We start from the raw sequence: 26,234 nt of genomic DNA on the forward strand, positions 1-26,234 counted from the left end.
GGTGGCCCCAATTCGAAACTGCCTTATCCTGAATGTGTCTCGTGAATGAGCGAAATACATCAAGGTCTATTTAATTTATAAGGCTTTATCTTGCTCAATCTTTCAGTTTGCTCCGGTTGTTTCTTATTACGCGTAATTTGTATTTAATTGCTCTCTATGCCCTCTAGCCAGAGGCTAACAGCCACGCTATTACCCCTTACGCTGCTTAGCTGGGTCGTGCTGCTGGTTAGTACGCTTCTTCGCGCTAGCCCGCCGGAAACGGCTTCTCTATCTGCCTTACCTGATTGGGTGACCCTGGTTGCCCAAGCTGTTTTTGCTGCCGGGGTATTTATATACTACCGCTTCCAGCCCGACCCACTACGAGGCACCGATTTTGTCGGCTTGTTTCGCCGATTGGTGCTCGGACCAGGCATCCTGGCCAGTATTTGCGTAGCCTTACACCTACTAGAGCGCTTCGTACAGTATCAGCTGCCCAGTAGTGACCGCACCTTTTTCGCGGTTATTTATACCATCAACTCAGGGCTGTTTATTCTCTTCCTAGCCAGCACCACCTACACGTGGCGGTCATTGGTACTGTTCAGATCTTCGGGCCGGCTGCGCCGCGAGTGGGAGCTTTTTGAGATATTATTAGGTGGTACGCTGCTACTTCGCCTTTTAGGCTGGGAGTTACCTACCTACCTAATGCTACTGGTTATTGGTGGGTTAGCCATCTTTGGCGTGTATCTGAGCGGCAACCAGAAATGGGTGGCCTATCTGAACCGACGGCAGAAGTGGGAGGTGGTGTTCATGCAACTGGCCATCCTACTGTGCATGACCATTTTTGTGGCCTACTTCGTACGGATTCAGTACGACCCTAAGCTGATAGCCCCAGAGCCTCAGCATGCTTTTTTACTGCTTACAGTATTTTTCGCGGCTTTCTATGCCGTGATGGGGCTGTTTGTTACATTTTTTAATTTGCCCACAGCGGGTGTCTTTGAGCAGAAGCGGGAAGAGATTTTAAGTCTGCAGCGACTCACGCAGCTTATTCAGCGTGGCCAAACGGAGGAAGACGTATACAGCATGCTCTTTGATGCTACCGTGCAAACCGTGGAAGCTGACGCGGCCTGGCTGGATATAGAAGTAAGCGACGAAGCGTACAAAGGCCAGCGCTACCACATTACGGAGGAGCAGTGTACTGCCATTCGGGGGCTGCTGGCTGATTATAACCTGGGGCACATTGAGTATCTCAATAATGACCTGCCGAATAGTAGCGGCTTTCGCAGCTTGGGTCTGCCTTTTGGGTCGCTTATCGTTATGCCTTTGCGCTCCACGAAGCGTCAGTATGGGGCTTTGTACATGCTGAAAAACCAGCCTCAGGGCTTTGATCGTGAGAATCTGGGCATTCTGCAAACGTTCACCAGCCAGACGATTCTTAGCATCGAGAACCTTCAGTTGGTAGCAGCTTCTATTCAGAATGAGCGTGTTCAGGAGGAGCTCAAGATTGCTTCTACCGTACAGGAAAGCTTGATTCCGAAAGACCTCCCTATTGATAACTGGTTTGAAATCAGTTCACATGCGATGGCTGCCAAGGAAGTGGGGGGCGATTTTTACGACTTCCTGCACCTACCGGGTCAGCGCCTCGCCATTCTGATTGGTGATGTGTCGGGGAAGGGCATTACGGCGGCTTTTCATATGGCGCAAATGAAAGGTATTTTCCATGCTCTGATGCAGGAAAACCCATTGGCCCGCAATGAGCGCGAGAAGTTTCCGGTGCCCAGCAAGTTCATGGCTATGGCCAACAAAGCGCTGGTTCACTGTCTCGAAAAGTCGTCTTTTATTACAGCATCGCTATATATAATAGATTATGAGAACCGTGGCTTCGTTTTTGCACGGGCCGGTCATTGTCACACGCTGTATTACCATTCCATCAAGGAGGAAGTATCGTATTTCCGTACTACGGGCTTAGGCTTGGGCATCATTCGCCACGACGCCTACGAAAAACATATTAAGAACCAATTCTACGATTACAACCCCGGCGACGTAATGGTAATCTACACGGATGGCATTGTGGAAGCGCGGGGGGCAAATAAGGAGGAATACGGCGAGGATCGACTGCAACAGATGCTGGAGCGTACGTATTACCTTGAGGCCGATGAAATTAAGAATATGATTCTGGAAGATTTGGCGGAATTCAGCCGTGGTCAACCAATGCACGACGACCAGACCTTGCTTGTTATCAAGTTCCGGGCGTCCCAACCAGAACCAACCGTCTGACGTAGATGGGTCCTATGAAAATCACGCAACAAACCACCGCTCATACGCTCACGCTCAGCCTCGATGGCGAGCTAGATGCTAGCTCTTCTGTGATTCTTGATACAGAATTGACCAAGCCCGAAATCCTGAACTATCAGAAAGTATTAATTGATTGCCAGCGCCTGAACTACATTTCATCTGCTGGCCTTGGCGTGTTCATTTCCCACTTACAGCGCTTCCAAGATGCCAATGTGAAATTGGTATTTTTCAACATGCAGGAAAAAGTGCACAACGTATTTGAGATTCTGGGGTTAGATACGCTGATGACCATCGTGCCTTCCGAGTCGGAGGCTACTGCTATATAGCTTGACAGCGTAAGGAGGGGATGAAGAACGTAATTCGCATAAGTTGTAGCCGGGCTAACCTGAAGACAGTACGCGACTTCGTGAGCGCCTATCTGTCTGTGTACCACTTATCCGAATTGCATATCAATCAGATTGTGTTGGCCGTTGATGAAGTTGTGGCCAATCTGATCATTCATGCCAATGCGGAGAACGAATCGCAGTATCTGCAACTCAAGCTGGCCATGGAAGACCATATGTTTGGCATTGAGATAGAGGATGACAGCAAGGAATCATATTTGCCATCAACCTTTCGGGAGCCCGATTTGCTGGAGCATATCCGTCTTGGGAAGAAAGGCGGCGTAGGCATGGCACTTGTCAACCGCATTATGGACCGCGTGGAGTTTTCTTCCTCAGGCAACCATAACGTTTGCCGACTCTACAAGAAAGTGGTGTAGCCCAACGTTCTGATTTTCAAAAAGCCCCCCAGCCGCTGGGGGGCTTTTTTGTACACGCTCAGTTTGATAGCGAGCTGAAGTTAGGCCAAAAAAAATCCGTAAAATTGCATCTGGCAACGACTCGGCCCTCAGGGTCATGATAGAGTTATTGTTCGTGTCGCATCTTTTTTTCTTTATGCCCAAACGCATTTTGTACGCTAGCCTCGGTGCTAGCGCACTACTGGCCATCGGATGCCAGTCTACCAAGTCCACGACGTCCGCCGCTAAGCAACCGGCGGTGGTTACGCTGGGAAAGCAGATAGTACCAGCCTCGGAATTTGCTTACGTATACCGGAAAAACAACGCCACGGCTCCTGATTACGGCACCCGTGCCAACGTGACGGAATACCTGGATCTGTACACCAACTTCAAGCTCAAGGTACTGGAAGCTGAGCAGCGCGGCCTCGATACCACGCAGGCTTTTCAGCGGGAGCTGGACGGCTACAAGCAGCAGCTGGCCCAGCCTTACCTGACGGAGAAAAGCGTAACCGACCAGCTCGTGCAGGAGGCTTACGACCGGCTAAGCAAGGAAATCAGCGCTTCCCATATTCTGGTGCGCGTGGCTCCCGATGCGGCTCCTCAGGATACCTTGGCCGCCTACCAGAAGGCGCTGGCATTGCTCCAGCGCGTTACCAGCGGTGAAGACTTCAACCAAGTAGCTCGTCAGGCATCGGAAGACCCTTCGGCGCGCGATAATGGCGGACAGCTTGGCTACTTTACAGCTATGCAGATGGTGTATCCATTTGAGAACGTGGCGTATAAAACGAAGGCGGGCGAAGTATCGGCGCCGGTCCGGACGCGCTTTGGCTACCACGTAATCAAAGTGAATGACGTACGGCCAGCACAAGGCGAGATTAAAGTGGCTCACCTCATGATTCGGGCCACGCCCGGCATGCCCAAGGCTGACTCGGTAACGGCTAAGAAGAAGGTGGATGAGCTGTACTCCCGCTTGCGTCGTCGTGAAGACTGGGACAAGCTGGTAACGCAGTTTTCGGAAGATGCTGGCTCGGCGGCCAATGGTGGCGAGCTGCCCGCTTTCGGTACCGGACGCATGATTCCGAGCTTCGAGGAAGTAGCGTTTAAGCTGCAAAAGCCCGGCGACATTTCGGCTCCGGTTCAGACGCCGTATGGCTGGCACATTATCAAGCTTATTGAAAAGCAGCCGGTGCCCACGTTTGAGGCCATGGCTCCTACGCTCAAAAGCAAAGTAGCCAAAGACTCGCGCTCGGAGCTAAACCGGGCGGCCTTTTTAAAGCGCATTCGGCAGGAAAATCAGTTCGCAGAAATGCCCCCCGTGCGTGATGCCATACTGGCGCAGGCCGATACAGCGCTGGTAAACGGCCGTTTTAAGTCAGAAACGTTTTTAAGCAAATTCCCGAGCGGCAAGCGCAAAAAAGGCGAGACCACCGTAAGCGCCGACGCTCCGCTGTTTACCGTAAAAGGCAAAGCGTATCCGATCAAAGACTTTTTAGCTTACGTGCAGCAGAGTCAGCGGCCGCGTGCCGGGGCTGATCCTCGTTTTGTGATGCAGCAGCTGTATGACCAATATGTAGATCAGAGTCTGACGGAATTTGAAAAGGCCAACCTCGATACCAAGTATGAGGACTACCGCATGCTGGTAAAGGAGTATCGCGACGGTATTCTGCTTTTCCAGCTGATGGACGAGAAAGTGTGGTCGAAGGCGCTAACGGATACGGTGGGCCTGCAGCAGTTTTTCACGGCCAATCAAGCTAATTATCAGTGGGGCCCGCGCGTGCAGGCCACGATGATCAACGCAGCCTCACCGGCTTTGCTGACTCAGGCTCAAAAGCAACTGGCAACTGGCCGCTTCGAGGTTACCCGTAATACTCCGGCCCCAGTAGCTTTCCGCGCAAGCCAATCCACAATTTTGCCCCCCAGCCAAACCAATCTTGACCGCTTGGCAGCCAGTCTGGCGTCAGACACGACCCTAAGCCTTACCGTAACTGGCCGCGTAAAACGCGGTGAACCGGTGGCTTTGGCTCAGCGCCGAGCTGCGGCTGTGGTGGCTTACCTGACGGGTAAAGGTGCACCGGCCAGCCGTATCAGTACAAAGACGGCTACAAAGCCTGTCGCTGCCGCTACGGCGCTGCTCGCTCTGACCAGCACGAGCACTGCTGTATTGGAAGAGAGCCTGAATGCCAGTAACCCGCTGGCTGTGCAGATAGTAGAGCAGAGCTTCCAGAAGGGCGACAGCAAAGTGGTAGATGAAGTAATGGACCGTGGTCCGGGTACTTACTCCGTGCAGAAAGATGGTCGCTTTTATGCCATTATCATCGAGAAAGCACTGCCTGCCGGGCCTAAAACCTTGTCTGAAACGCGTGGCCAGGCTACCTCCGACTACCAGAACTTTCTGGAAAAGCAATGGCTGGGGCAGCTTCGTACGCAGTATCCGGTACAGGTCAATCAGGCGGAAGTAGACAAGCTAATAACTAAATAAGCTGGCGAAGCTGCCCGAAAAAGCCCCCAGAGAGCCCAGCAAAGGCTGCTGTTTTCTGGGGGCTTTTTTATTCGTGCTATTGGCAAGGCACGGCTCTGGCTACCGCTTGCTAAAAGTTAGTGAGTCACGCAACGTTAGCCGGCAACACAGTCTCTTTACCCCGAAACGCTCTTTTGCGGCCTCAAACCCAGCTTTTTGCCGGAGAAGGGATTTATGTTGAAATTTACCGGCGGCTTTTCGCGTTTCGGTAGCCGGTGGGCTGGATATTCTTTGCTGTCCAGCTTCTTATTCTCTGAATTACATGACTCAATTATTTCGTACGGCGGCTCGTGTGACGCTGTTGAGCGGTGGCCTGCTAGTAGGTGCGGTAAGCACTGGTTTCGCCCAGCTGGGCTTGGCCCGGCCAGTAGGGCGCCAAACCGTAGACGCCATTATCGTGAAGTTGGACAACCAGATTGTGTTGCGTTCCGACCTAGAAAACATCTATCAGCAGGAGCTGGCGCGGGCGGAGGGCAAACCCTTGCCTCCCGATGTGAAGTGCCAGATTCTGGAGAGCATTGTGCTGAATAAGCTCATGCTGGCAAAAGCCGAGGTTGACTCCGTAGTGGTGGAAGACGACCAGGTAAGAGGTGAGCTTGACCGGCGCATGGCCTACTTCGTGCAGCAGATTGGCTCGGAGCAGAAGCTGGAAGAGTACTACAAGAAGCCCATCAAGCAGCTCAAGGATGATTTACGGCCGCAGGTGAAGGAGCAGCTCGTTCAGCAGAAAATGCAGGAAGAGATTGCCGGCAAAGTAACCGTGACGCCTCGGGAGGTAAAGCAGTTTTTCAACCGCATTCCGAAGGATAGCCTGCCTTACTATTCCACCGAAGTGGAAGTTGGCCAGATTATTAAGTTTGCTCAAGTAAATCAGAAGGCCAAGCAGGAAACGCAAGCGAAGCTGAACGAGATCCGGGCACGTGTTATAGCGGGCGAAGACTTTGAGAAGCTGGCGAAGGAGTTTTCCCAAGACCCGGGCTCGGCGGCTCAGGGCGGCTACTTAGGCTTTTTTAAGCGCCGCGAGCTAGTGCCCGAGTACGAGGCGGCCGCTTTACGCTTGGAGCCGGGCCAACTCTCGCCCATCGTCGAGTCGCAGTTTGGCTTTCACCTTATCCAGCTCATCGAGCGCAAAGGTGAAACCTTCAGCACCCGCCACATTCTGCTCAAGCCCGCTACCGGCACCTCCGACGTAAGTGAAGCCGCTGTGCAGCTCAATAAGGTTCGCAAGCGCATCTTGGCCGACAGCATCACGTTTGCTAAAGCGGCCAAGGATTTCTCCGACGACAAAAACACCAGCGGCAACGGCGGCCTGATTCAGAACCCCCAAGACCGGAGCAATTACTTGCCGCTGGATAAAATCGATCCGGCCATTTTCTTCACGATCGATACCATGAAAGTGGGTAGCATTACGCCTCCTATGCCTTACCGCACCGACGACGGCAAGGACGCGATGCGTATTCTGTGGCTGAAATCGAATAACCCGCCCCACCAAGCTAACCTACAGGACGACTACCAGAAAATAGCCGCCGCTGCTCTCAACGAGAAGAAAAACAAGGCGCTGGATGAGTGGTTTAAGAAGAATCGTGGCGACGTCTATATCGAAGTAGATCCGCAGTACGCTGACTGTAAGCTGCTTAATGCGGTTAATTAACTTTTAGGAGCTAGGAGTGAGAGGAGAGGAACACCTAACAGTGTGTTTCAGCTTCTCACTCCTAGCTCTTGGCTTCTAGCTCCTCCCCTTACATGCGAAACTTCTCTTCCGATAAAGAAGCTGCCGACGCGTTAGCTCAGTCTTACCAGGCCTTGCGGCAGGAAATCGGTAAAATTATCATTGGGCAAGATGAGGTGGTTCGCCTTGTGCTTACAGCCGTATTTTCGCAGGGTCATTGTTTGTTGGTAGGAGTGCCAGGCTTGGCCAAAACGCTGCTTATCCAGACGATTGCCGACTCGCTCGACTTGTCGTTCAACCGCATTCAGTTCACTCCTGACCTGATGCCGTCCGACATTGTGGGCTCGGAAACGATGAATCAGCAGCGCGATTTTCACTTTGTGAAAGGACCCGTGTTTGCCAACATCGTGCTGGCTGACGAGATTAACCGGACGCCACCTAAGACGCAGGCGGCCTTGCTGGAAAGCATGCAGGAATACTCGGTAACCGTGGCAGGGCAGCGCTATCCGTTGGAGCGGCCTTTCTTCGTGCTGGCTACTCAAAACCCGATTGAGCAGGAAGGTACCTATCCCCTACCCGAAGCCCAGCTCGACCGCTTCATGTTCAATATTCAGCTCGGATATCCGAGCTATGATGCGGAGCTGCAAATCGTGAAGAACACGACTTCGGATCATCGTCCCACCGTAAGCAAAATACTGCACGGTGATGATATCCAGGCGTTTCAGCATTTGGTGCGCCGCGTACCCGTGGCCGACAATGTAGTAGAATATGCTGTTAATCTGGTGCATAAAACCCGTCCAAACACGGATCGGGGGGCAGCGCGGGCTACCCAGCTATTGGAATGGGGTGCCGGGCCGCGGGCTTCGCAACACCTGATTGTGGGGGCCAAATGCAACGCCTTACTCAACGGCAAGTACTCGCCCGACATTGAGGACGTGAAAGCTGTGGCGCTGCCTATTTTGCGTCATCGCCTGGTGCGCAATTTCAAAGCTGAAGCCGAAGGAATTTCGGTGGAGCAGATTGTAAAAGAACTCCTTTAAGTCATTTGACAGTCGGCTATCAGCGAGGGCTGGCTAAAATGTGTAATGATGCGCCGACAGGCTGTTAAATGATAAGTGTTAACTGTTAATTGAAAAAATGGAAGCTTCCGGTTATTACCAGCAATTCGAGCGCAACATTGCTATCATTCTGGATGCCTTGCAGGCGGGCCTCGATTTGCGCACCACCACGTTGGCTACTTCCCTGCCGCTGGAAGTGTATGTCCTCTGTGAAGTGCTGAATCAGGGCGGCGCTCAGTTCCGCCTCACCACCGATGGTCTGGCTCGCTTGGCTGAGTTTCGCGAGCAGTACGTACAGCGTGAAGCCGAAACGGAAGCCATAATGCAGCGTATTCTGGATGACAAAAAAGCCGTAATGCGCACACCGGAAGGACGTATGCTGGTGAAGGAAATGCTGATTCGCCGTTTGGAGTTTTTCAACGAGGCGGCCCGGCAGGTAAACGTAATGCGCATTCAGCAGGCACTCGGCAGCCCTTTGCAGTATAAACACCCATAAGCTGATTTTGCACGAACAAAAAGCCCCCCAGAATCGTCTTTGGGGGGCTTTTTCATGGGTATCAAATGAGAACTAGCTCATTGTGGCTTTATACTCCGATTTCACCTTGGTATGGCCGTCGCGTTCGTGCTGAAGGTCGAGGCCGTTGGTGGGTTCTTGCCGGAGCTTGCTGGGTACTTCGTCGCCGTGCGGACCTTTGGAAAGCGTTACGCCGCCATCCACGAAATACGTTGCGCCGGTCACGTAGCTGGCTTCATCGGAAGCTAGGAACAAGTAGACGTTGGCTACTTCTTCCGGAGTGCCGCGGCGGCCCATTGGTACGCCCTGCACCGTCTGCTTTTCCATTTTGGCAGTCATCGGGCCGGTTTCCTTGTGTGTCCAGGCCGTGTCGATGGGGCCCGGACCAACGATATTGGACCGCACCCCAAACTTAGCCTGCTCTACGGCTACGCCGCGCTGAAAAGCGTGCACAAAACCTTTGGTGCCGCCATACGGCGAGTTCTGCGGAATACCCATATGCCCCGCTTCGGAGCCGGCCGATACGATATTGCCGCGCGTTTTCTGCAAATATGGAATGGCCGCCCGCGTCATCATAAAGTTGGAGTACACATTATGCTTGATCATGTACTCAAACGCCTCAATCGGGTACTTATCAATGGTAGAGGTGGCGGGAAATACGCCGGCATTATTGATCAGAATATCCAGCTTGCCGAAGTCATGTATCGCCAGCTTCACGCATTCTTCAGCGGCTTCCTGCCAGGAAATATCGCCTAGGAAGCCGATAGCGCGGCCGCCGTGGGCTTGAATTTCGTCTACCACTTCGCGCACGGGGTCCGTGTCGAGGCCCACGACCACTACGGCCGCGCCTTCCTGGGCAAATCGTTTGCTGATAGCTTCGCCGATACCGGTGCCGCCGCCTGTTACAATGGCAACTTTGCCTTCCAGTCTTCTTTTCATAGCAGTTAGTGTTAGGTTGAGAATAGGTACTTGATAAAGGAAAACTCCTTCTTACTGATTGATAACCGTTTAAAACAAACGGCATTTGCCCCCCAGAGTTACTATTGCCCTGCTTCTTTCATCCCGGAGTAGGCTTTGCGCGTAGGACAGCTTGTTGCTTGCGCCAAATTATGCACCCCGCCGACCTTCCTCCTTTTCCGGCCCGCTTGCCTTTGCTCACCCCCCGACTCACGCTGCGGCCCTACGTGCCTTCCGACGAGGCGGCATTTTTCGCGGTTCTCGGAAAGGACCGTGCTAGGCTTCAGGAAGCCTTTCCGGCCCGCTTGGCCGCCGTTCAAACTTCTGCCGATGCTGGCCGCATCTTAGAGTCTTTCGATTTGGATTGGCACACCAAGCGGATGTTCGTGCTAGGCATCTGGCGCACGGCTGGGGGGCAATATTTGGGCGACATTAGCCTGAAGCCTACCTGGGCCCGAACTGTTACGGCCGAAATCGGCTACTACCTCGCCTCAGAAGCCGAAGGGTATGGTTACGCTCGTGAGGCGCTAACAGCGGCCGTACAGCTCGGCTTTAGCCCTATTATCAACGCCGATCGTCTGGTTATCCGTTGCCGAGTCGATAACCCGCGCAGCTGTGCGGTCGCGGTCGCGAATGGCTTTCAGCTAGTGCCACCACAACCGCGTTTGTGGTCTCCCCGGAAATTAGAGAAGGAGTCCGACATTCTCCATTTCGCGCTAAATCGGCCCTGACACGCTTCTTTCAGGCAAAGAAAAGCTTGCGCTTAAATTAGTCTGCTCGCCGTAGCATGGTCAGAAAAAACTCCTGATTGAAGTTAAGATACGTTCCGAAGGAAAACTCTATCTGCCGGCGATTGAAGTCATAGAAAGGCTCGAAGCGAGTTGTCAGCAGGACGTTGCCGGGCAGGTGAAAATCGCTGAACATGCGCAGAATGAGCAATTCGCGGCGGCGTTGGGTAAAGTCGGCGTTGTTGACGGTGCTGGAAATGGATTGGTACAGCCGTCCGCCTTGAGGCGAGACAAAGCCATTCCCCGACCAATAGCTGAGCATAATGTTGGAGAGACGTGTATTTACGCCGGCGTTTAAATACAAGCCGTTGCCCTTATTATAGGGCAATACTTCCGTGAAAGAGTAGTCGGTATAACGCGTAACGTAGCCATCGAAATGTACCGCATGCACAAAGCCAGTCGCGGACAGCTTACGTCGCACGCGCAGGCCGGTAGCGAAGTTGAACAAGGTTTGTAAAGGCGTCGCAATCGTGTCAATTTGCCCCCCACGGTGCATTGCCAGAAACTGCAGCGGCACCACGCCTAACCGCCACCCTGCTGAGTCCTGATACGCCGTGACTTCGGAGGTAAGGCCGCCGGCTACCTGCTCCTGAAAGTTACTGAATCGGTACTGCTGCCGCTGCCAGTCAACCCAAGCGTCGAGCTTCACCCGGTCGGTTTGCAGCTTGTACTGCATACCTTCTTCCAACCGGTTAGTCATCACGCGCTCAAAATCAAACAGCGGCTCGATGTAGTCGTGCTGCAAGTGCCCTTCAATATTGCCGAACAGAAAGCTGTGGGGGCCTTTTTGGTACTTGGCCGTAAACACCGGCCGCACCTGCCGCAGGCGCGACGTGCCATAGTCTTTATACAAAAAGATACCAGCCTCCAGCCGAATGTTGGCACTGGGAAAATACACAAGCCGCGGCGCCAGCTGCGTACCGTAATAGGTGCGGCCCTCGTCTATTTTGTTGAAATACTCGTTATCCTTTGTGAACAAGAACCCCTGCACAGCCACCCGAAGCTGGCCTTCATACTCTGGCTTGATAGGCAATGAGTACTGAAAGGCGTGATTATCGAGCTGGGCGGCGGCCGGAAAGCTGGTTAGCAACAAACTAAAAAACAGGCCGGCTGCCCGCCAAAAGACCGGTTTGATCTGGGTATCAATGACTACCTTTGACAAAAATTTTAGCATTATTTATTTTTCCCAGAATCAGCAAATATTTTTAGCATTGTGGGCACAAAATATAGCTTGTCTATGTTACCCACAGCCGACCTAGAACAGCCTCAACTAACACCTAGGAAGCGGCATTTCGACTTGTAAAAACGGCCTAAAAAGCCTAATTTCACCAAACCTAAGCATTTATACCCCAACCCCATTCTAATGGCTGCATCCACTGACAAAGTTGTCAACGCCAACGCCGAGAAAATGAAAGCTCTTCAGCTTACGCTGGACAAGCTCGACAAGAACTACGGCAAAGGCACTGTCATGAAATTGAGCGACAACAAAGTCGTTGATATTCCTGCTATCAGCACCGGCTCGCTCGGGCTTGATATTGCCCTCGGCATCGGTGGCTTGCCCCGGGGCCGGGTCGTAGAGATTTACGGTCCTGAGTCGAGCGGTAAAACCACACTTACCCTGCACTGCATTGCCGAAGCCCAGAAGCGCGGCGGCATGGCGGCCTTCATCGACGCCGAGCACGCCTTCGACCGTAGCTACGCCGAGAAGCTCGGCATTGACACCGAAAACCTACTGATTTCGCAGCCCGACAACGGTGAGCAAGCCCTTGAAATTGCTGACCAGTTGATTTCCAGCGGTGCCATCGATATCATCGTTATTGACTCCGTAGCTGCACTGGTGCCGAAAGGCGAACTGGAAGGCGACATGGGTGACTCGAAAGTAGGCTTGCACGCCCGCTTGATGAGCCAAGCCCTACGGAAGCTCACCGGTACTATCAACAAAACCGGTTGCTGCTGCATTTTCATCAACCAGCTTCGCGAAAAGATCGGTGTTATGTTCGGTTCGCCCGAAACAACCACCGGTGGTAACGCACTGAAGTTCTACGCATCTGTGCGTCTTGATATTCGCCGTATTGGCCAGATCAAGGAAGACAAGGACAACGTAACCGGCAACCGCACAAAAGTGAAGGTGGTGAAAAACAAAGTAGCGCCGCCGTTCAAAGTAGTTGAGTTCGATATTATTTACGGCGAGGGTATTTCCAAAGTCGGCGAGATTCTCGACTTGGGCGTTGATATGAACATCATCGCAAAGTCGGGCTCTTGGTTCAGCTACAACGGCGACCGTTTAGGTCAAGGCCGTGAGGGTGTAAAAACCATTCTGCACGACAACCCTGAGCTTGCGGATGAGATCGAAGCTAAGATTCGGGCAATGGTGAAAGGTGAGCCCGCTGTTGCACTGGCCGCCATTCCTACCGATGAATCAATTGACGAAGACGACGATTAGTCTTTCTGAGTTTTTGTAATTCAGAAAAGCCCCCCAGATGATTTCTGGGGGGCTTTTTTATTCAGCAATAAGCTGCGTTCTTGAGCCGTTGAGTGCTACCTGCAATCCGTGCCGGCGTGCAACTCGTTTTTAAGCGTTGACGTTTCGCTTAGTCCTGTCTTGCCGGTCGTTCGCAGGGTTAGGGATATATTTGCTGGCATTTCATTTGACTTAATGTCAGCTGAATCACTTTTTGGTTTGCCCTTCATGAATCGCCGCTGGTATCTGCTTATTCCGCTTTTGCTGCCTTTGCTGGCGCTGTTCGCCTGGCAGCCGGCTGATGGGTCGCGCACAGTTAGGAACACCAGCTTTATAAAGGGCGAGAAAATGCACTACAAAGTGCATTACGGCCTGATAAACGCAGCTGAAGCGACCATTGAGATTTCTAGTTCTTTGCAGCGCATCAACGACCGTCCTTGCTACCAGGCTACCGTAACAGGCAAAACTCTAGGCTCTTTTGACTTCTTCCTGCGCGTTCGCGACACGTGGCGCACCTTCATCGATACTACCAGCATCTTGCCCCAACGGTTTTACCGCAACATTGAGGAGAACACCTACCGCAAGCGTGAAACCGTTGACTTCGACCATTATAAAAATATGGCCAGCGTAGAGTCGCGCAAGAAGGAAAAGGACCCTGTGAAGCGCGGCACTTACAAAATACCTGAGAATGTGCAGGATCTGGTGAGTGGTTTCTACTTCCTGCGTACCCTCGACTACGACAAGCGGCGGGTGGGCGAAGTGATTCGGGTGCAGGGTTTTTTCAGCAATGAGGTGTACAACATGGACGTGGTGTACAAAGGCCGCGAGACCGTGGAAACCAAGGCAGGCATCATTCGCGCTATTCGATTAGTACCCAAAATGCCCCCCAATAAGCTTTTTCGCGGAGAGGATGGGGTTTCTGTTTACCTTTCCGATGACCGCAACAAGATTCCGGTACTCATTCAGGCTGAGATGTTTGTAGGCGCCGTGAAGGTGGATATGTATAAATATCAAGGCCTAAAGCACCGCTTGAATGTGGTGGCTCGCGCTGGCGCCAATCCTTGAGAAAACCACCCACCACCGTAGTTCATAATAAGGTAACATTAGGTTAACCTCGACAACCGGTAATTTTGCAGTCGATAGTATCTTCTGATTCAACCCTCAGTCCTGTGCAACCAACCGCCTCCCCCAATGCCTACAAGATTCTGGTAGTCGATGATGATCCGGACATTGTAGAACTACTGGAGTACAACCTGCGCAAGGAAGGCTACGACGTAGCTACCGCCCCCGACGGCCGCAAAGCCCTGGAAATTGCCCCCCAGTTCGAGCCCGACATCGTTTTGCTCGACGTGATGATGCCCCATCTCGACGGCATTGATACCTGTCGGCAGCTACGGGCTTTGCCCAAGTTCAAGGATACGTACATCATTTTCCTGACGGCTCGCGCCGAAGAGTTCTCAGAAGTAGCTGCTTTCGAAGCCGGCGCCGACGACTTTATTGCCAAGCCCATCAAGCCGCGTGCCCTAATGGGCCGCCTGGCCGCCTTCGTACGTCGCGACAAAGACCCGCAAGTGGTGCTGGACACCATCGAAATCAACGGTTTGCGCATCGATCGGACGGGCTTTGCTGTCTATCAGGAGGGGCGCAAAATATCCTTACCCAAGAAGGAGTTCGAGCTATTGGCTTTCCTGGCTGCTTCGCCTCATAAGGTATTTGGCCGCGAAGAATTGCTGCAGAATATCTGGGGTAATGATGTATTCGTACTCGCTCGCACCGTGGATGTGCATGTGCGCAAAGTGCGCGAAAAAGTCGGCGACCATCACATCCAAACTATTAAGGGTGTGGGGTATAAGTTTAATATCGATGAATGATTTGCGGAGTCAGAACTTGATTTATCTGCACCGGTAAAAAGCCGGCCCTGCTACAGGGCCGGCTTTATATTTGGGCTTGCGGTAGCTAGTCTTAGCCCCGTACTACACCTCGCTTCAGCTCATGGATTTCTCTTCCCGCTCCATTGCCATTCTGATTGCCTTGCTCGTGGCAGCGGTGCTCGTCACGTTTGCCTGGACGGTGCCGACGCTGCCGTTTCAGCAGGCCTTTCTAGCGGCGGGTATCACGGTGGCGGCTTGTTTTCTACTGGTTTATCTGGCATTTGAGGCGTTAATATTTCGCGAAATCAACAACATCTACGCGGGCCTGGAAAACGTCAAGCGCAAGGAATTCCGGCGCCTATCGAATAAATTCCTGTTTCGGCCCGAGCCACTAAAGCGTATGCGGGAAGAGATTCTGCAAATGGCGGAGCGCAAACAGCGGGAAATAGACGAGCTAAAACGCCTGCAAACACTCCGCCGCGAGTTTCTGGCCGACGTATCACACGAGTTGAAAACGCCCATTTTTGCCGCTCAGGGCTTCCTCCACACCGTTCTGGATGGCGATATGGACGATGAGTTTCTGCGCCAGAAGTTCCTCCGCAAAGCCGCTACAAGTCTTGATACTCTCGATGCGTTAGTACAGGACCTGGTAACCATATCTCAACTGGAAAAAGGAGTCGTTCGGATGCGGCGGCAGGTATTCGATTTGGCCGAGCTTGTCCGGGAGATATTCGAGCAGCTGGAGTCTAGAGCCACCCAGCGCCAGGTTAAACTCGAATTGCTACTGTCAAATGAATCGGTGGGGGGCATTTTGGTGCTAGCCGACCGCAACCGCATTCGTCAAGTGCTCGTCAATCTGATTGATAATGCCATAAAATATGGTCGTGAGGCCGGCCACGTAACCGTTATGCTGGCAGAAACCACCAAAGCCGTCCGTATTTCCGTTCGCGACGATGGCGAGGGAATCCCAAAGCAGCACCAAAATCGCATTTTTGAGCGCTTCTATCGCATCGACAAAAGCCGTTCCCGCGATTCTGGCGGCTCGGGTTTGGGCCTGGCCATCAGCAAACATATTGTAGAAGCGCACAAATCAACTATCCGAGTGCATAGTGAGGCTGGGCAAGGCACCTCGCTGGAGTTTAAGCTTGCGAAGCCGCGTAAGCCGACAAAGACCACGGAAGCGCCCCAGACTTAGTCCATTAGGTCATCTATCGCATAGGCGGTAAAGCGTGTATTGCTTCGTACCTTTGCGGCCCGTTATGAAGCAACCCGATTTTCAAGACCTTATCCTGTTTGAAGACGACGACTACATCGTCATAAACAAACCTCCTTTCCTAGCTACACTCGATGAGCGCGTGGGTGGTGCGCCCAACATTCTGCGCATGGCCCGCCAGTATCACTCCGATATGCAGGCCTGCCACCGCCTTGACAAGGAAACGTCTGGTGCCTTGGCTTTGGCCAAGAACCCGGAGGCCTACCGTCACCTCTCCATGCAGTTTGAAAACCGAGAGGTAAAAAAGAATTATCACGCTGTGGCCTGGGGCGTCCATCACTTTGATAATAAGCTGGTGGACCGCAGCATTGAGACAACTACGAAAGGCAAGGCCCGACTAGCTTACAAAGGCAAAGCGGCTGAAACTTACTTCACCACGCTCGAAACGTTTGCTAAGCATACGCTGGTGCAGTGCGTGCCCATCACTGGCCGTATGCACCAGATTCGCTTGCACCTGATGTACCTGCAGGCACCCATTGTAAACGACACGCTGTACGGGGGTGAAGAGTTCTTTTTGTCTTCGTTGAAAAAGAAATTTAACATGAAGGCTGGCGAAGAAGAGCAGCCATTTATCAAGCGTTTTGCCTTGCACGCAGCTAAACTCACATTCGCTCGTCTCAATGGTGAAGAAGTGACCGTGGAAGCACCATACCCAAAGGATTTCCGGGTATTAGTGGAAAATATGCGTCAGCTTCAGTAAACTAAATACCCGCTTAGAATGCGCGAGGTGCTGATATGGTTAGCAAATCGCGTAAGCCGTTCACTCAATGATCACTCGTCAGTAGTGCTTGTCAAATTGCCCCCCACAAGTCACTATTTTCTTTGAAAGTACGTGCTGCTCAGGCACAAATATCATAGTCACCCTTGCATTTAAGTCGAAAGGCGGTAACTTTGTGTCCGTTTTTCCCGGACCCTGGTCCGTTCTATTCTCATTTCCAACCGCTTACCTTCTTCCCAATGGATCATCTGAGCTTCAAGACGCAATCCGTCAACAAAGCCAACGCCAACAAGGGCTGGGTTGTCGTTGACGCCAGCGTGGCCCCGCTGGGTCGCGTTGCCAGCCAGATTGCCAACATCCTGCGCGGCAAGCACAAGCCCTCGTTTACGCCCAACTCTGATTGCGGCGACTCGGTTATCGTCATCAACGCTGACAAGCTGCGTGTGACGGGCAAGAAAATGACTGAAAAAATCTACATCTCGCACTCGGGTTACCCAGGTGGTCAAAAGCGCAAAACCATGCGTGAGGTGATGGAAAAGTCATCGACTCGTGTGATTGAGCACGCCGTACGCGGCATGTTGCCTCACAACCGTTTGGGCCGCGAGCAATTCCGCAGCCTGTTCGTGTATGAAGGCGCTGAGCACCCCCATGCTGCCCAGCAGCCCGTGGAGGCCACTTTGAACAAACTGTAAGCCACGACGGCTTTCGTATTTTTTTCTAACTTTTCTTTAATGGAAATCTCCAACACCTCTGGTAGAAGAAAAACCTCGGTGGCCCGCATTTACATGCAGGCCGGGCAAGGGAATATCACTATCAATGACCGGGAAATGAAGGCCTATTTTGGCAACGAACTCCTGGAAAACATCGTGAACCAGCCCTTCGCTACGCTCGAGAAACTCGGGCAGTACGACGTGAAAGTAAATGTGCGCGGTGGCGGCATTTCGGCTCAAGCTGAAGCCATTCGCTTAGCCATCTCGAAAGCGCTGGTAGGCGAGGACGCCGAATCACGGCCGGCTCTTAAGAAAGAAGGCTTCATGACACGCGACCCCCGCATGGTGGAGCGTAAGAAGTTCGGTAAGCGCAAGGCCCGCCGCTCGTTCCAGTTCTCGAAACGCTAAAACCAGAGGAAATTCATCATGGCTCAGTCCACCACATATAAAGACCTGCTCGACGCGGGTGCCCACTTTGGTCACCTTACGCGCAAGTGGGATCCAAAAATGGCGCCGTACATCTTCATGGAGAAGAACGGCATCCATATTATTGACCTGAACAAGACCCTCGCTTCGCTGGATCAGGCTACCAACGCTATCCGTAACATCGCCAAGAGCGGTCGGAAGGTAATGTTCGTTGCTACTAAAAAGCAGGCTCAGGAAATTGTAACGGAAGAGGCTAAGCGCCTCAAAATGCCTTTCGTAACTGATCGGTGGTTGGGGGGCATGCTCACCAACTTCGCTACGGTCCGCAAGTCGCTGAAGAAGATGACCACCATCGACAAGATGGTAAAAGAGAACACCGCTTATGCTGCAATGGCAAAGCGCGAGCGTCTGATGATGTCGCGCGAGCGTGAGAAGCTGGAGCGCGTATTGGGTGGCGTTGCCGACCTAAGCCGTCTGCCCGCTGCTCTGTTCGTAATCGACGTAAAGCGTGAGCACATTGCTGTAAAAGAAGCCAAGAAGCTAGGTATACCAGTATTCGCTATGTGCGATACTAACTCTAACCCCGAGCTGGTTGACTTCCCAATTCCTGCTAACGACGACGCTTCAAAGTCTATCTCCCTCATCGTAGGTGCTATGAGCAAGGCTATTGAAGAAGGCCTGTCGGAGCGCAAAGTTGATAAGGAAGAAGCTGACAAGAAGCAGTCCGAAGAGGAAGGCATCAAGGAAAAGCAAGCCGCCGACGAATAAGCGTTTAGAAGAAGCTAGGAGTTAAGAGATAGAAGATAGAATCCGGTGGGTTGAACCAGCTTCCGGATTCTGTTTACTTCCTCTTAGCTCCTAGCTTCTTGTATGAACACCCCTACATAACATTCTAATTTCTAGCTTTTAGCTAGCTACTAACTTTTTAAGAAATGGCAGCAATTACCGCCCAAGACGTGAACAAGCTGCGCGCTATGACTGGCGCGGGCATGATGGATTGCAAGAAGGCTCTGACCGAGGCTAATGGCGATTTCGAAGCCGCACGTGACATTCTGCGCAAGCAAGGCCAGAAAATCGCTGACAAGCGTGCTGACAATGCTACCTCTGAAGGCCTAGTTCTAGTACAAGTAAGCGAAGATGGCACCGCTGGTAAGCTGGTTGCTTTGGCTTGCGAAACGGAATCAGTAGCTAAAGTGGCTAACTTCCGTGAGTTGACCCAGCAGATTCTGGACGCTGCCGTGCGCACTAACGCTGGCACGAAGGAAGATCTGTTGGCAACCAAAGAAGCTGACGGCCTGACTCTGCAAGATCACATCACAGACCTGATGGGCAAAATCGGTGAGAAGCTGGACGTAACCTACGCCACGCTGACTGCTGAGAAAGTAGCTTCTTACATCCACTCCGATAACAAGAAAGGCGTACTCGTTGGCCTGAAGAATGTAGCCGGTGCCGATGTAACTGAAGTTGGCCGCGACGTAGCGATGCAGATCGTAGCGATGAAGCCCGTAGCAGTAGACAAAGAAGGTGTTGACTCTGCTACCGTGGAGCGTGAAATCGAGATTGGCAAAGAGCAGGCGCGTGCTGAAGGCAAGCCCGAAGCGATGCTGGAGAAGATTGCCCAAGGCAAGCTGAACAAGTTCTACAAGGACAACACTTTGCTTAATCAGGAATTCGTGAAAGACAACTCACTAACCATCGCCCAACTGCTCGACAAGAAGCAGAAAGGCATGACAGTAACTGACTTCAAGCGTGTAGTTATTGGTGGCTAAGCTTTTTTAGCTTCTATACTAAAAAAGCCCCCCAGCTAATTGCTGGGGGGCTTTTATTTTTCTCCACAAGTAACCCCAATTACTAATTGAGTTTCTGGATCAAAGTGAATCCAAGTTCCTTCTGACGCTGCAAATGGAGCAGGATAAGTCAAGAAGTACTGCTTCGTTTTTTCGTTGTTATAAAATGTCCAGATCTCACTTCGATTAGCGCGCTCATAGTAGTTATAGTCCCCCATTATCTTCTTTGCCTCCTCTAAAGTCATTCCTACTTTGACTTTTTCACAACTAGCTAAGTACCCAGTGGCATCTTTTTGCAGGCGATAAGTATCGTAGAAAAACTTTAAAATGGTGAAGGCACCAATTGCTGCCAGCAGTAAAGTAAGATACCTTTTCATTGGAGCTAGATTATTGGTTGACTTGCTGCCACGCGCGTACCCGCGCTATAGCGTTCTCCCGCACATTCATGTAGTACAGCCCATAATCGGCGATGTGGAAAGAATGGCGTAGCTCGGGGCGGCCGGGAATGAGGAAGCGGGGGTAGCCAGAGGTAGTAGGTGGATGCACCCAGAGTACGCCGTCGTGCACTTTGGCATCAGCCACAGCCTTGTCGATGCGATTGAAGGATTGCGGCACGCTGCCTCGGTTCAAAGATGCGGGAGCAGCGGTGGTATCGCGGGTCCAGGTGAGCGGATTGATGGCCAAGGCGTCGCGGTAGGGCTCGTAGCTGTAGCCCCACTCGCCGGTGTTCCAGCTGATAAAGCAGTTGGTTTGGGTGGAATCTTCGCAGGGACGCAGATTTTGGTATGCGGCAGGATTTACTTTGAAGCCTACTAAATACGCGGCTACCAATTGGCTTCGACGCCTTGGGTCTTGGTCGAAGAAGTCATACAGGAGGCGCTGGGCATGAAAGGCGCCTTGGCTATGGCCCGCCAGAATGATGGGGCGGCCTTGATTATAATGGTCCAGGTAATACTGGAAAGCAGTTTTTACATCCTGGTACGCCAGATCCAAGGCAGCTCTGGCATTGGCACTACTATCACTATCGAAGAAGCTATAGAGAGCAGCTTGGCGGTAGCGGGGCGCATATATCCGACCGGCTGCATTAAACACCGAGGCCTGACGACGGATACTAAACTGATCGGTGAAGGTGTTTAACGCCGCATCTGCTGTAGAGCCATTCCAGCCGTGCGGGCGGATGAGCGTGGTAAGGTGAATGAAAAATACATCGGCGGCCGCTGTAGCCTGCTGGTCGCGCATACCGGAGTTCTTGGGTACGGCATCTGCGGAATCACGGCGCGTGGGAAGCGCAGCCCAACTGGCTTCCTGCGTATAATCGGGTGCGAGGGCGGGTGTATAGGCTGTGAAGCTCCGAACTGGCTTGATAACGCCCAAGCAAGAGGAAAGTACGCCCAGCAGCAACAGCCAGGCCGGCCGGGGGAAGCGGCGTAGTAAGGAAGGAAGCAGCATTACTGGCAAAGAAAAGGCCTGCACAAGGGTGCAGGCCGCAAGTGCTTAGTTAACAAGCACAAATTTACTCCGAAAACGTGTTTTCCAGTAGTCGCTCCTGGCGCAGATAAACGATTTTGAAATCGCGATTAAAGCGAATGCGCACCTGAGCAGTCGTATTCTGGTACTGCTGTCGGGATTTGCGAAATGCCCGGCTTTTTTCCAGATAGGTGACAACCCGCGAACCATCACGCACGGGCTCGCTGATAGTTAGGCTGCCGGGTATGCCTTGGGTTTCACCTTCCAAAAACTCCGGGAAGTGTGACCTATCTAACTCGGCGCTAATGGCGGCCGGCGTGGTATTCTGCAAAGTATAAAACCGCTCGACGGCAGGCGCAAAATGCTGTGCCGCATTGAAAGGCGGCGCTTTCAGATCTTCATAGTACGAGCTAAGCGCGCTACGAACCTTTGCTTCTACCTCACCCACTTTCGCGCTTGACGCTGGTGAAGTAACTGGTGTCTGGTCTGAGGCAGCTTGACCTTCCTCTGGGGCAGTAGACGGAGCCGAAGTGGTAGCAGGTGCCGTCGCTTCTGACGCTGAAGGTGTGGGAGCCGGTACTATGGGTTCCTGAGCGGCGGGCGCCGGAGCGCTGCGAGCAGAATCGGTGGTAGCTGCGGGGGGCGTGGCGGGTAAGGCAGGAGTTACCCGTGCGGTATCTGATTCAGCATCGGCATCAGTTACGGACGGAAGCTCCAGCTGCTCGACCTGGGGGCCAACTTCCGGCGCAACACTAACGGTATCGGCGCCGGAGCGCGAGAGGCTGGTGAGGCGTTCGGACTCCCGATCATCCATCACGAGGTAAGCTATCAGGGCGAGCAAGGCCAGAATGCCTCCGATGATAAGAGCAGTAGCGAGCGGGCTTCGACCAGACGGCGGCGGAATAGCCGGACGAGAGCGTCGGCTATCTGAAACCTGTGGCTCGGTGGGCGTGAGAGAATCAGCATCACGGTAAGACGATGAACCCACTTTCACCATCTCAACGGGGCGCGTAAAAGTATCAATTGGCGGAGCTGGCCTTTTGGGTGACGCTTGACTTTGCTCGCGCGGAGGCACTACGGGTGGCACAGGCGGCACCACTGGCGGTGTGAACACAGGCGGAATCGAGGCTGCTGGGCGCGGTGCAGGCTCTACGACCGACGGTGGCACAGCCATTTCAGGAGGCCTTACCTGATCCTCTACTGAGCCAATCGTGACCGTCGGATCATGCTTAAAGTCCCAAGACGGTGGCGGTGGCGGCAGGGGCGCAGAAGATGTGACTACCGTAGCAGATGTAGCAACAGATTCAGCCGGCGCTGGGGGCGGAGTTGGCGGTGCAGACGGTGGCGTCGCGGGGGCAGCAGTTGACTCGCTTGTATCGCTAAAGAGCAGCTTGCGTTTGAGTACCTCAAATTCAGCGGGCGTGATGGCGCCTGCATCCAGCCATTCTTTCAGTTGGCGTAAGGTAGCAAGGGCAGAAGGCTCGTTTTCCATAGGGCAAAGGCGGCAAATAAACCGAAGCAAAAGCAACGGCAAAACGCATTTGCTACCTACTTACGTTCAAGTGTGGTCAGACGATCACGTCGACGTTCTAAGCGAAGTTTACGCAGCTCCAGTTGCTGAGCGTTGGTTATCAGTTTAACCGAATCCTGACGGGCTTTGAGCGTATTTTCTACGTTTTGCTTTTGGAGCGTTTCGATGCGGGCCAGATTACTGGTGGTATTCGCTTGCAGGTTCTGGATGTTTTTTTCCAGCTTCTCCCGCTCCTTTTCTACTTCCTTCACTTGCTTCTCTGCCTCCGTTATTTGGTCTCTGTAGGCTTTGATGCGGGCCGCCGCCGCAAAGCTTTGAACCATGGTGCGCATGGCCGCATACTCCGACGGCGTTTGGGTGGCTGACATAAATGAATTGCCCCCCAGTGTGGCCCACACGGCTAGCTCGGCTACGGTATCGGCGGGGGCAACGACGCTGGAATAAAGGTCAATCAGCTTGCCTGATACGCTGGAAACGGGTGTTTGCTTGGCTACCAGCAAGTCCTTTTTGCCCACGCCAAAGGTGCCATCACCCTTTAGCCGGATGCTGTAGGTGTCTTTCAGCCAGGCTTGCCAATAGTCGCGCAGCCATTGCGCGGTGCCATCAACCTGCACTTTCAGGGCTTCCCGCTCTTTGCGCTCAAAACTGACAGTGCCGTCGCGCACATCGTAAAGCTGCGCGGCGGCGGGCTTAGAAAGCAGCCCCAAAAAGCCCCCCAGAAGCAATAGCATGTATATTTTTTTCATAGGATGCGGGCTTAAATATCGTGGCGCTCGAAGGTGGCGTGTAGGTCCTGGCGCATGTGCTCAAAGCGCTGCACGGCAGCTTGCAGAAACTCGTCGTCGAGCAAGGTGCGGACTTCGGCATCGCCGCCGGTCAGGTCCATTTCGCTGACCTTGTACGTTTGCTCCAAAGGGCCTTTTTCCAGCTTAATCAGGTATTTACCGTTCCAGGAAAAAAGTGTGATTTTGGCATCTGGGTGCGGAATATCGGCTACGTGGCGCATGGCTAAGGGCTTTTTCTGACGAATAGGCGAAGATAGGCAGCCCGCGCTCAACAACGACTTGTGTTACCGTGAAACCACTCTGTCTGCAAGTAGCGTATACGGCTGTGCCGCCCCCTTCTTTTCCCCGTCAATCATTTTTATCATGCCACAAGGAGATAAATCGGCTTACACCGACAAGCAGAAGCGTAAGGCCGAACACATCGAGGAAACCTACGAAAAGCAAGGCTTGTCGGAAGATGAAGCGGAGCGCCGGGCTTGGGCCACCGTCAATAAGCAAGATGGTGGTGGTAAGAAAAGTGGCTCGGGCCGCAAGAAGCCTACAAAAGAGTAATCGACCACCTACAAATCATAAAAAAAGCCCCCAGCATTGTGTTGGGGGGCTTTTTTATTAGCTAAAAAATGAAACTAGGCCACGGTGTGCAGAATAACCCACAGCGAAGTAGCCGAAATAACAAGCCATAGCAGCACGCCCAACCCAAAAGGTCGTATGCCCACTTTGCGCACCACCTCCATCGACAGTCCGGCTCCAATCAGGAATAAGGTGAGTGTTAGGCCTACTTTCGCTATCTGGGCTGCTATGGCACCTGCTCCGCGTAACGCCGGCACGTAGGTGGTGAGCAGCATGGCTCCAATAAAGCCCAGAATGAAGTAAGGCAGCTTAACCTTGGTACCTGGCGTTTTAAACAAAAAGGCCGTGCCAAGCGCCACCGGTATTATCCAAAGGGCGCGGGAAAGCTTCACGGTGGTGGCCACTTGCAGCGCCTGGTCGCCGTAGTGACTGGCAGCACCCACCACGGAGCTGGTATCATGAATGGCAATGGCGCACCACAATCCAAACTGATATTGAGTCATTTGCAAGGCATGACCCAAGGCCGGAAAAACCAGTAGCGCCACTGAATTGAGCACGAACACGGTACCCAAGGCCACCGAAAACTGCGACTTTTCGGCTTGTATTACCGGGCCAACTGCCGCGATGGCGCTGCCACCGCAGATAGCGGTACCACACGAAATCAGGTGGGCCGTTTTGCGCTCAATGCCCAGCCAGCGGCCCATGCCGTAGCCCAGCACCAGCGTACCCAAAATAGTGGCTACGGTAAATGCAAACCCTTGGCGCCCAGCCTGAGCAGCGGTGCTGGCATCGATGCCAAAACCTAAGCCTACTACCGAGTATTGCAGCAGCTTACTCGTGTATTTGTGAGTTTGCGTAGCAAATGGATTGCCGATCAGCAGAGTTACCGACAAGCCCAGACCCAAGGCCACTGGTGGCGAGGACCAGGGGGTGAGGCAGAAGATCAGCCCGACCCAGAAGAGAACCTGCTGCGGTGTCAGGGGGTAGCCTAACACCATGAAGGGATGCTTTAAAAACGACGCTGCATGATGGTGTGCTGAGTCAATACGGGCGGAATGAGAAGCAAAAGGCCGGGCAATTTTCATGGAGTAAAGCGCTACAAGCTCTATTCCAGAACAACGCTTTTCAAGCGCACCGGATAATCAAAAATGATTATCTATAATAACTTTTAGTTATAAGCCAGTCTTGCTATGGCGATGCGTATACGTCAGGAAGCGCTGGGCCTGAGCAGATAAGGGCTGCCCCTGAACCCACACCACCTCGAAGCGCCGCGAGAGCCGCAACTCCTGCACGGGCACAATCTCCAGCCAGCCAGCCGCTTCTTCCTTCATCAAGGCGCGCCGCGACACAAAACCCAGACAATGGGGTGCCGCCTCCAGATAAGATTTAATGCCTTCCGTGTTATCCAGATAAAGCGCAACGTTGAGATCCGACAGCTTGATTTTGTGCGCCCGCAATGCATATTCCAGCACTTCCAGCGTACCGGAGCCCCGCTCCCGCAACACCAGCGGATGCCGAAGCGCGTCGGCCAGGGTCATGTTCTCGGGGGGCTTTTTTCCAGGATCGGCGCAACGTACGGCTACCAGCTCATCATCGAGGAGAAGCTCATAATGGAGGTCGCGGTTTTTAACCTGACCTTCTACAAAGCCCAAGTCAATTTGCCCCCTGAGCAGCGCTTCGGCAATCTGCTCGGAGTTGCCGTTGAGCAAGGTCAGCTCCACGCGCGGGTATTGGGCCTGAAAACCGGGCAAAATGGGTGGCAGCACATACTGAGCCAGCGTGGTACTGGCGCCCAGACGCAGTCGGCCGGCTGCTTCATCGTGCAGAGCGTGGAGCTGGTTTTGCAGGCGCTCGTGCAATAATTCCACTTCATCGGCGTGGGTGAGCAGCAGCGTACCGGCGATGGTCAGGCTCACGCGGTTGCCGCGCCGCTCAAAAAGGCGCTGACCGTAGCTCGTTTCCAGCTCACGGATATGCTTTGTGACGGCGGGCTGGGTGATAAACAGCTCCTGCGCGGCCTTGGTAAAGCTCAGGTGACGCGCCACCGCTTGAAAAACACGCAGACGAAAATCAGGCATGCCG

General features: G+C 53.0%; 27 protein-coding genes. 18 read left to right on the plus strand and 9 right to left on the minus strand.

Annotated features, from left to right (window positions below; translation table 11 throughout):
- Nucleotides 1-156 precede the first annotated feature (156 nt).
- From IEW06_RS01930 to IEW06_RS01960, 7 genes are all read left to right on the plus strand, one after another.
- Nucleotides 157-2,253, plus strand: coding sequence for a PP2C family protein-serine/threonine phosphatase (locus IEW06_RS01930; protein WP_188547317.1), 2,097 nt, complete (start codon nucleotides 157-159; stop codon nucleotides 2,251-2,253).
- A 14-nt stretch (nucleotides 2,254-2,267) separates the two neighbouring features.
- Nucleotides 2,268-2,597, plus strand: a complete 330-nt coding sequence (locus IEW06_RS01935) for an STAS domain-containing protein (protein ID WP_133271725.1) — start codon at nucleotides 2,268-2,270, stop codon at nucleotides 2,595-2,597.
- Nucleotides 2,598-2,617: 20 nt separating this feature from the next.
- Nucleotides 2,618-3,031: an ATP-binding protein gene (locus tag IEW06_RS01940; RefSeq protein ID WP_187309934.1), complete on the plus strand. Its 414-nt coding sequence runs from the start codon at nucleotides 2,618-2,620 to the stop codon at nucleotides 3,029-3,031.
- 175 nt (nucleotides 3,032-3,206) lie between these two features.
- Complete coding sequence (locus IEW06_RS01945) at nucleotides 3,207-5,528, plus strand: peptidylprolyl isomerase (RefSeq protein WP_187734131.1); 2,322 nt, start codon at nucleotides 3,207-3,209, stop codon at nucleotides 5,526-5,528.
- Nucleotides 5,529-5,829: 301 nt separating this feature from the next.
- Complete coding sequence (locus tag IEW06_RS01950; RefSeq protein WP_187734130.1) at nucleotides 5,830-7,218, plus strand: peptidylprolyl isomerase; 1,389 nt, start codon at nucleotides 5,830-5,832, stop codon at nucleotides 7,216-7,218.
- A gap of 92 nt (nucleotides 7,219-7,310) precedes the next feature.
- Nucleotides 7,311-8,276: an AAA family ATPase gene (locus IEW06_RS01955; RefSeq protein WP_133271721.1), complete on the plus strand. Its 966-nt coding sequence runs from the start codon at nucleotides 7,311-7,313 to the stop codon at nucleotides 8,274-8,276.
- Between the two features lie 97 nt (nucleotides 8,277-8,373).
- Nucleotides 8,374-8,790 carry a hypothetical protein gene (locus IEW06_RS01960; protein WP_187734129.1) on the plus strand — a complete coding sequence of 139 codons (417 nt, stop codon included), beginning with the start codon at nucleotides 8,374-8,376 and terminating at the stop codon, nucleotides 8,788-8,790.
- A gap of 72 nt (nucleotides 8,791-8,862) precedes the next feature.
- On the opposite strand, the gene IEW06_RS01965 is transcribed toward IEW06_RS01960, so the two are convergent.
- Nucleotides 8,863-9,747, minus strand: coding sequence for an SDR family NAD(P)-dependent oxidoreductase (locus IEW06_RS01965; RefSeq protein ID WP_187734128.1), 885 nt, complete (start codon nucleotides 9,745-9,747; stop codon nucleotides 8,863-8,865).
- Between the two features lie 158 nt (nucleotides 9,748-9,905).
- Between IEW06_RS01965 and IEW06_RS01970 the strand changes: the two genes are divergently transcribed.
- Entirely contained in the window at nucleotides 9,906-10,496 is a 591-nt protein-coding gene (locus IEW06_RS01970) for a GNAT family N-acetyltransferase (protein WP_229743025.1), read from the plus strand.
- 37 nt (nucleotides 10,497-10,533) lie between these two features.
- Here the strand turns inward: IEW06_RS01970 and IEW06_RS01975 are convergent, their stop codons facing one another.
- A complete protein-coding gene (locus IEW06_RS01975) occupies nucleotides 10,534-11,715 on the minus strand; it encodes a lipid A deacylase (protein WP_188547321.1) in 1,182 nt (393 codons plus the stop codon).
- A 201-nt stretch (nucleotides 11,716-11,916) separates the two neighbouring features.
- Between IEW06_RS01975 and recA the strand changes: the two genes are divergently transcribed.
- From recA to tsf, 9 genes are all read left to right on the plus strand, one after another.
- Entirely contained in the window at nucleotides 11,917-12,996 is a 1,080-nt protein-coding gene (gene recA, locus IEW06_RS01980) for a recombinase RecA (protein ID WP_187734124.1), read from the plus strand.
- A gap of 246 nt (nucleotides 12,997-13,242) precedes the next feature.
- A complete protein-coding gene (locus IEW06_RS01985) occupies nucleotides 13,243-14,079 on the plus strand; it encodes a DUF3108 domain-containing protein (RefSeq protein WP_188547323.1) in 837 nt (278 codons plus the stop codon).
- A 104-nt stretch (nucleotides 14,080-14,183) separates the two neighbouring features.
- A complete protein-coding gene (locus tag IEW06_RS01990; protein ID WP_188547325.1) occupies nucleotides 14,184-14,885 on the plus strand; it encodes a response regulator transcription factor in 702 nt (233 codons plus the stop codon).
- Between the two features lie 121 nt (nucleotides 14,886-15,006).
- Nucleotides 15,007-16,080 carry a sensor histidine kinase gene (locus tag IEW06_RS01995; RefSeq protein ID WP_187734123.1) on the plus strand — a complete coding sequence of 358 codons (1,074 nt, stop codon included), beginning with the start codon at nucleotides 15,007-15,009 and terminating at the stop codon, nucleotides 16,078-16,080.
- Nucleotides 16,081-16,144: 64 nt separating this feature from the next.
- Complete coding sequence (locus IEW06_RS02000) at nucleotides 16,145-16,858, plus strand: RluA family pseudouridine synthase (protein ID WP_187734122.1); 714 nt, start codon at nucleotides 16,145-16,147, stop codon at nucleotides 16,856-16,858.
- Nucleotides 16,859-17,115: 257 nt separating this feature from the next.
- Nucleotides 17,116-17,568 carry a 50S ribosomal protein L13 gene (rplM, locus tag IEW06_RS02005; RefSeq protein ID WP_084446170.1) on the plus strand — a complete coding sequence of 151 codons (453 nt, stop codon included), beginning with the start codon at nucleotides 17,116-17,118 and terminating at the stop codon, nucleotides 17,566-17,568.
- 39 nt (nucleotides 17,569-17,607) lie between these two features.
- Complete coding sequence (gene rpsI, locus IEW06_RS02010; RefSeq protein WP_084446168.1) at nucleotides 17,608-17,994, plus strand: 30S ribosomal protein S9; 387 nt, start codon at nucleotides 17,608-17,610, stop codon at nucleotides 17,992-17,994.
- Between the two features lie 18 nt (nucleotides 17,995-18,012).
- Nucleotides 18,013-18,780: a 30S ribosomal protein S2 gene (gene rpsB, locus IEW06_RS02015; protein ID WP_187734121.1), complete on the plus strand. Its 768-nt coding sequence runs from the start codon at nucleotides 18,013-18,015 to the stop codon at nucleotides 18,778-18,780.
- Nucleotides 18,781-18,944: 164 nt separating this feature from the next.
- Nucleotides 18,945-19,781, plus strand: a complete 837-nt coding sequence (gene tsf, locus IEW06_RS02020; protein ID WP_187734120.1) for a translation elongation factor Ts — start codon at nucleotides 18,945-18,947, stop codon at nucleotides 19,779-19,781.
- Between the two features lie 53 nt (nucleotides 19,782-19,834).
- On the opposite strand, the gene IEW06_RS02025 is transcribed toward tsf, so the two are convergent.
- The 5 genes from IEW06_RS02025 to IEW06_RS02045 all read right to left on the minus strand — a co-directional run bounded on the left by IEW06_RS02025 (nucleotide 19,835) and on the right by IEW06_RS02045 (nucleotide 23,803).
- Entirely contained in the window at nucleotides 19,835-20,176 is a 342-nt protein-coding gene (locus tag IEW06_RS02025) for a hypothetical protein (protein ID WP_187734119.1), read from the minus strand.
- 10 nt (nucleotides 20,177-20,186) lie between these two features.
- Nucleotides 20,187-21,248, minus strand: a complete 1,062-nt coding sequence (locus IEW06_RS02030; protein WP_187734118.1) for a DUF3089 domain-containing protein — start codon at nucleotides 21,246-21,248, stop codon at nucleotides 20,187-20,189.
- Nucleotides 21,249-21,312: 64 nt separating this feature from the next.
- Entirely contained in the window at nucleotides 21,313-22,758 is a 1,446-nt protein-coding gene (locus IEW06_RS02035; protein ID WP_188547327.1) for an SHOCT domain-containing protein, read from the minus strand.
- A gap of 56 nt (nucleotides 22,759-22,814) precedes the next feature.
- On the minus strand, nucleotides 22,815-23,543 hold the full coding sequence (locus IEW06_RS02040) for a hypothetical protein (RefSeq protein ID WP_188547329.1): 729 nt from the start codon (nucleotides 23,541-23,543) through the stop codon (nucleotides 22,815-22,817).
- 11 nt (nucleotides 23,544-23,554) lie between these two features.
- Nucleotides 23,555-23,803: a hypothetical protein gene (locus IEW06_RS02045; RefSeq protein WP_133271704.1), complete on the minus strand. Its 249-nt coding sequence runs from the start codon at nucleotides 23,801-23,803 to the stop codon at nucleotides 23,555-23,557.
- A 142-nt stretch (nucleotides 23,804-23,945) separates the two neighbouring features.
- On the opposite strand from IEW06_RS02045, the gene IEW06_RS02050 reads away from it, so the two are divergent.
- On the plus strand, nucleotides 23,946-24,134 hold the full coding sequence (locus IEW06_RS02050; protein ID WP_187734113.1) for a hypothetical protein: 189 nt from the start codon (nucleotides 23,946-23,948) through the stop codon (nucleotides 24,132-24,134).
- A gap of 74 nt (nucleotides 24,135-24,208) precedes the next feature.
- Here IEW06_RS02050 and IEW06_RS02055 read toward each other — a convergent pair whose 3' ends face one another.
- Nucleotides 24,209-25,237 (minus strand): YeiH family protein, encoded by a 1,029-nt coding sequence (locus tag IEW06_RS02055; protein ID WP_229743026.1) that lies wholly within the window; start codon nucleotides 25,235-25,237, stop codon nucleotides 24,209-24,211.
- Nucleotides 25,238-25,324: 87 nt separating this feature from the next.
- Nucleotides 25,325-26,230: a LysR substrate-binding domain-containing protein gene (locus IEW06_RS02060; protein ID WP_188547331.1), complete on the minus strand. Its 906-nt coding sequence runs from the start codon at nucleotides 26,228-26,230 to the stop codon at nucleotides 25,325-25,327.
- Between the last annotated feature and the right edge of the window lie 4 nt (nucleotides 26,231-26,234).

It is taken from the genome of Hymenobacter qilianensis (assembly GCF_014638675.1).
Classification (GTDB): Bacteria; Bacteroidota; Bacteroidia; order Cytophagales; family Hymenobacteraceae; genus Hymenobacter; species Hymenobacter qilianensis.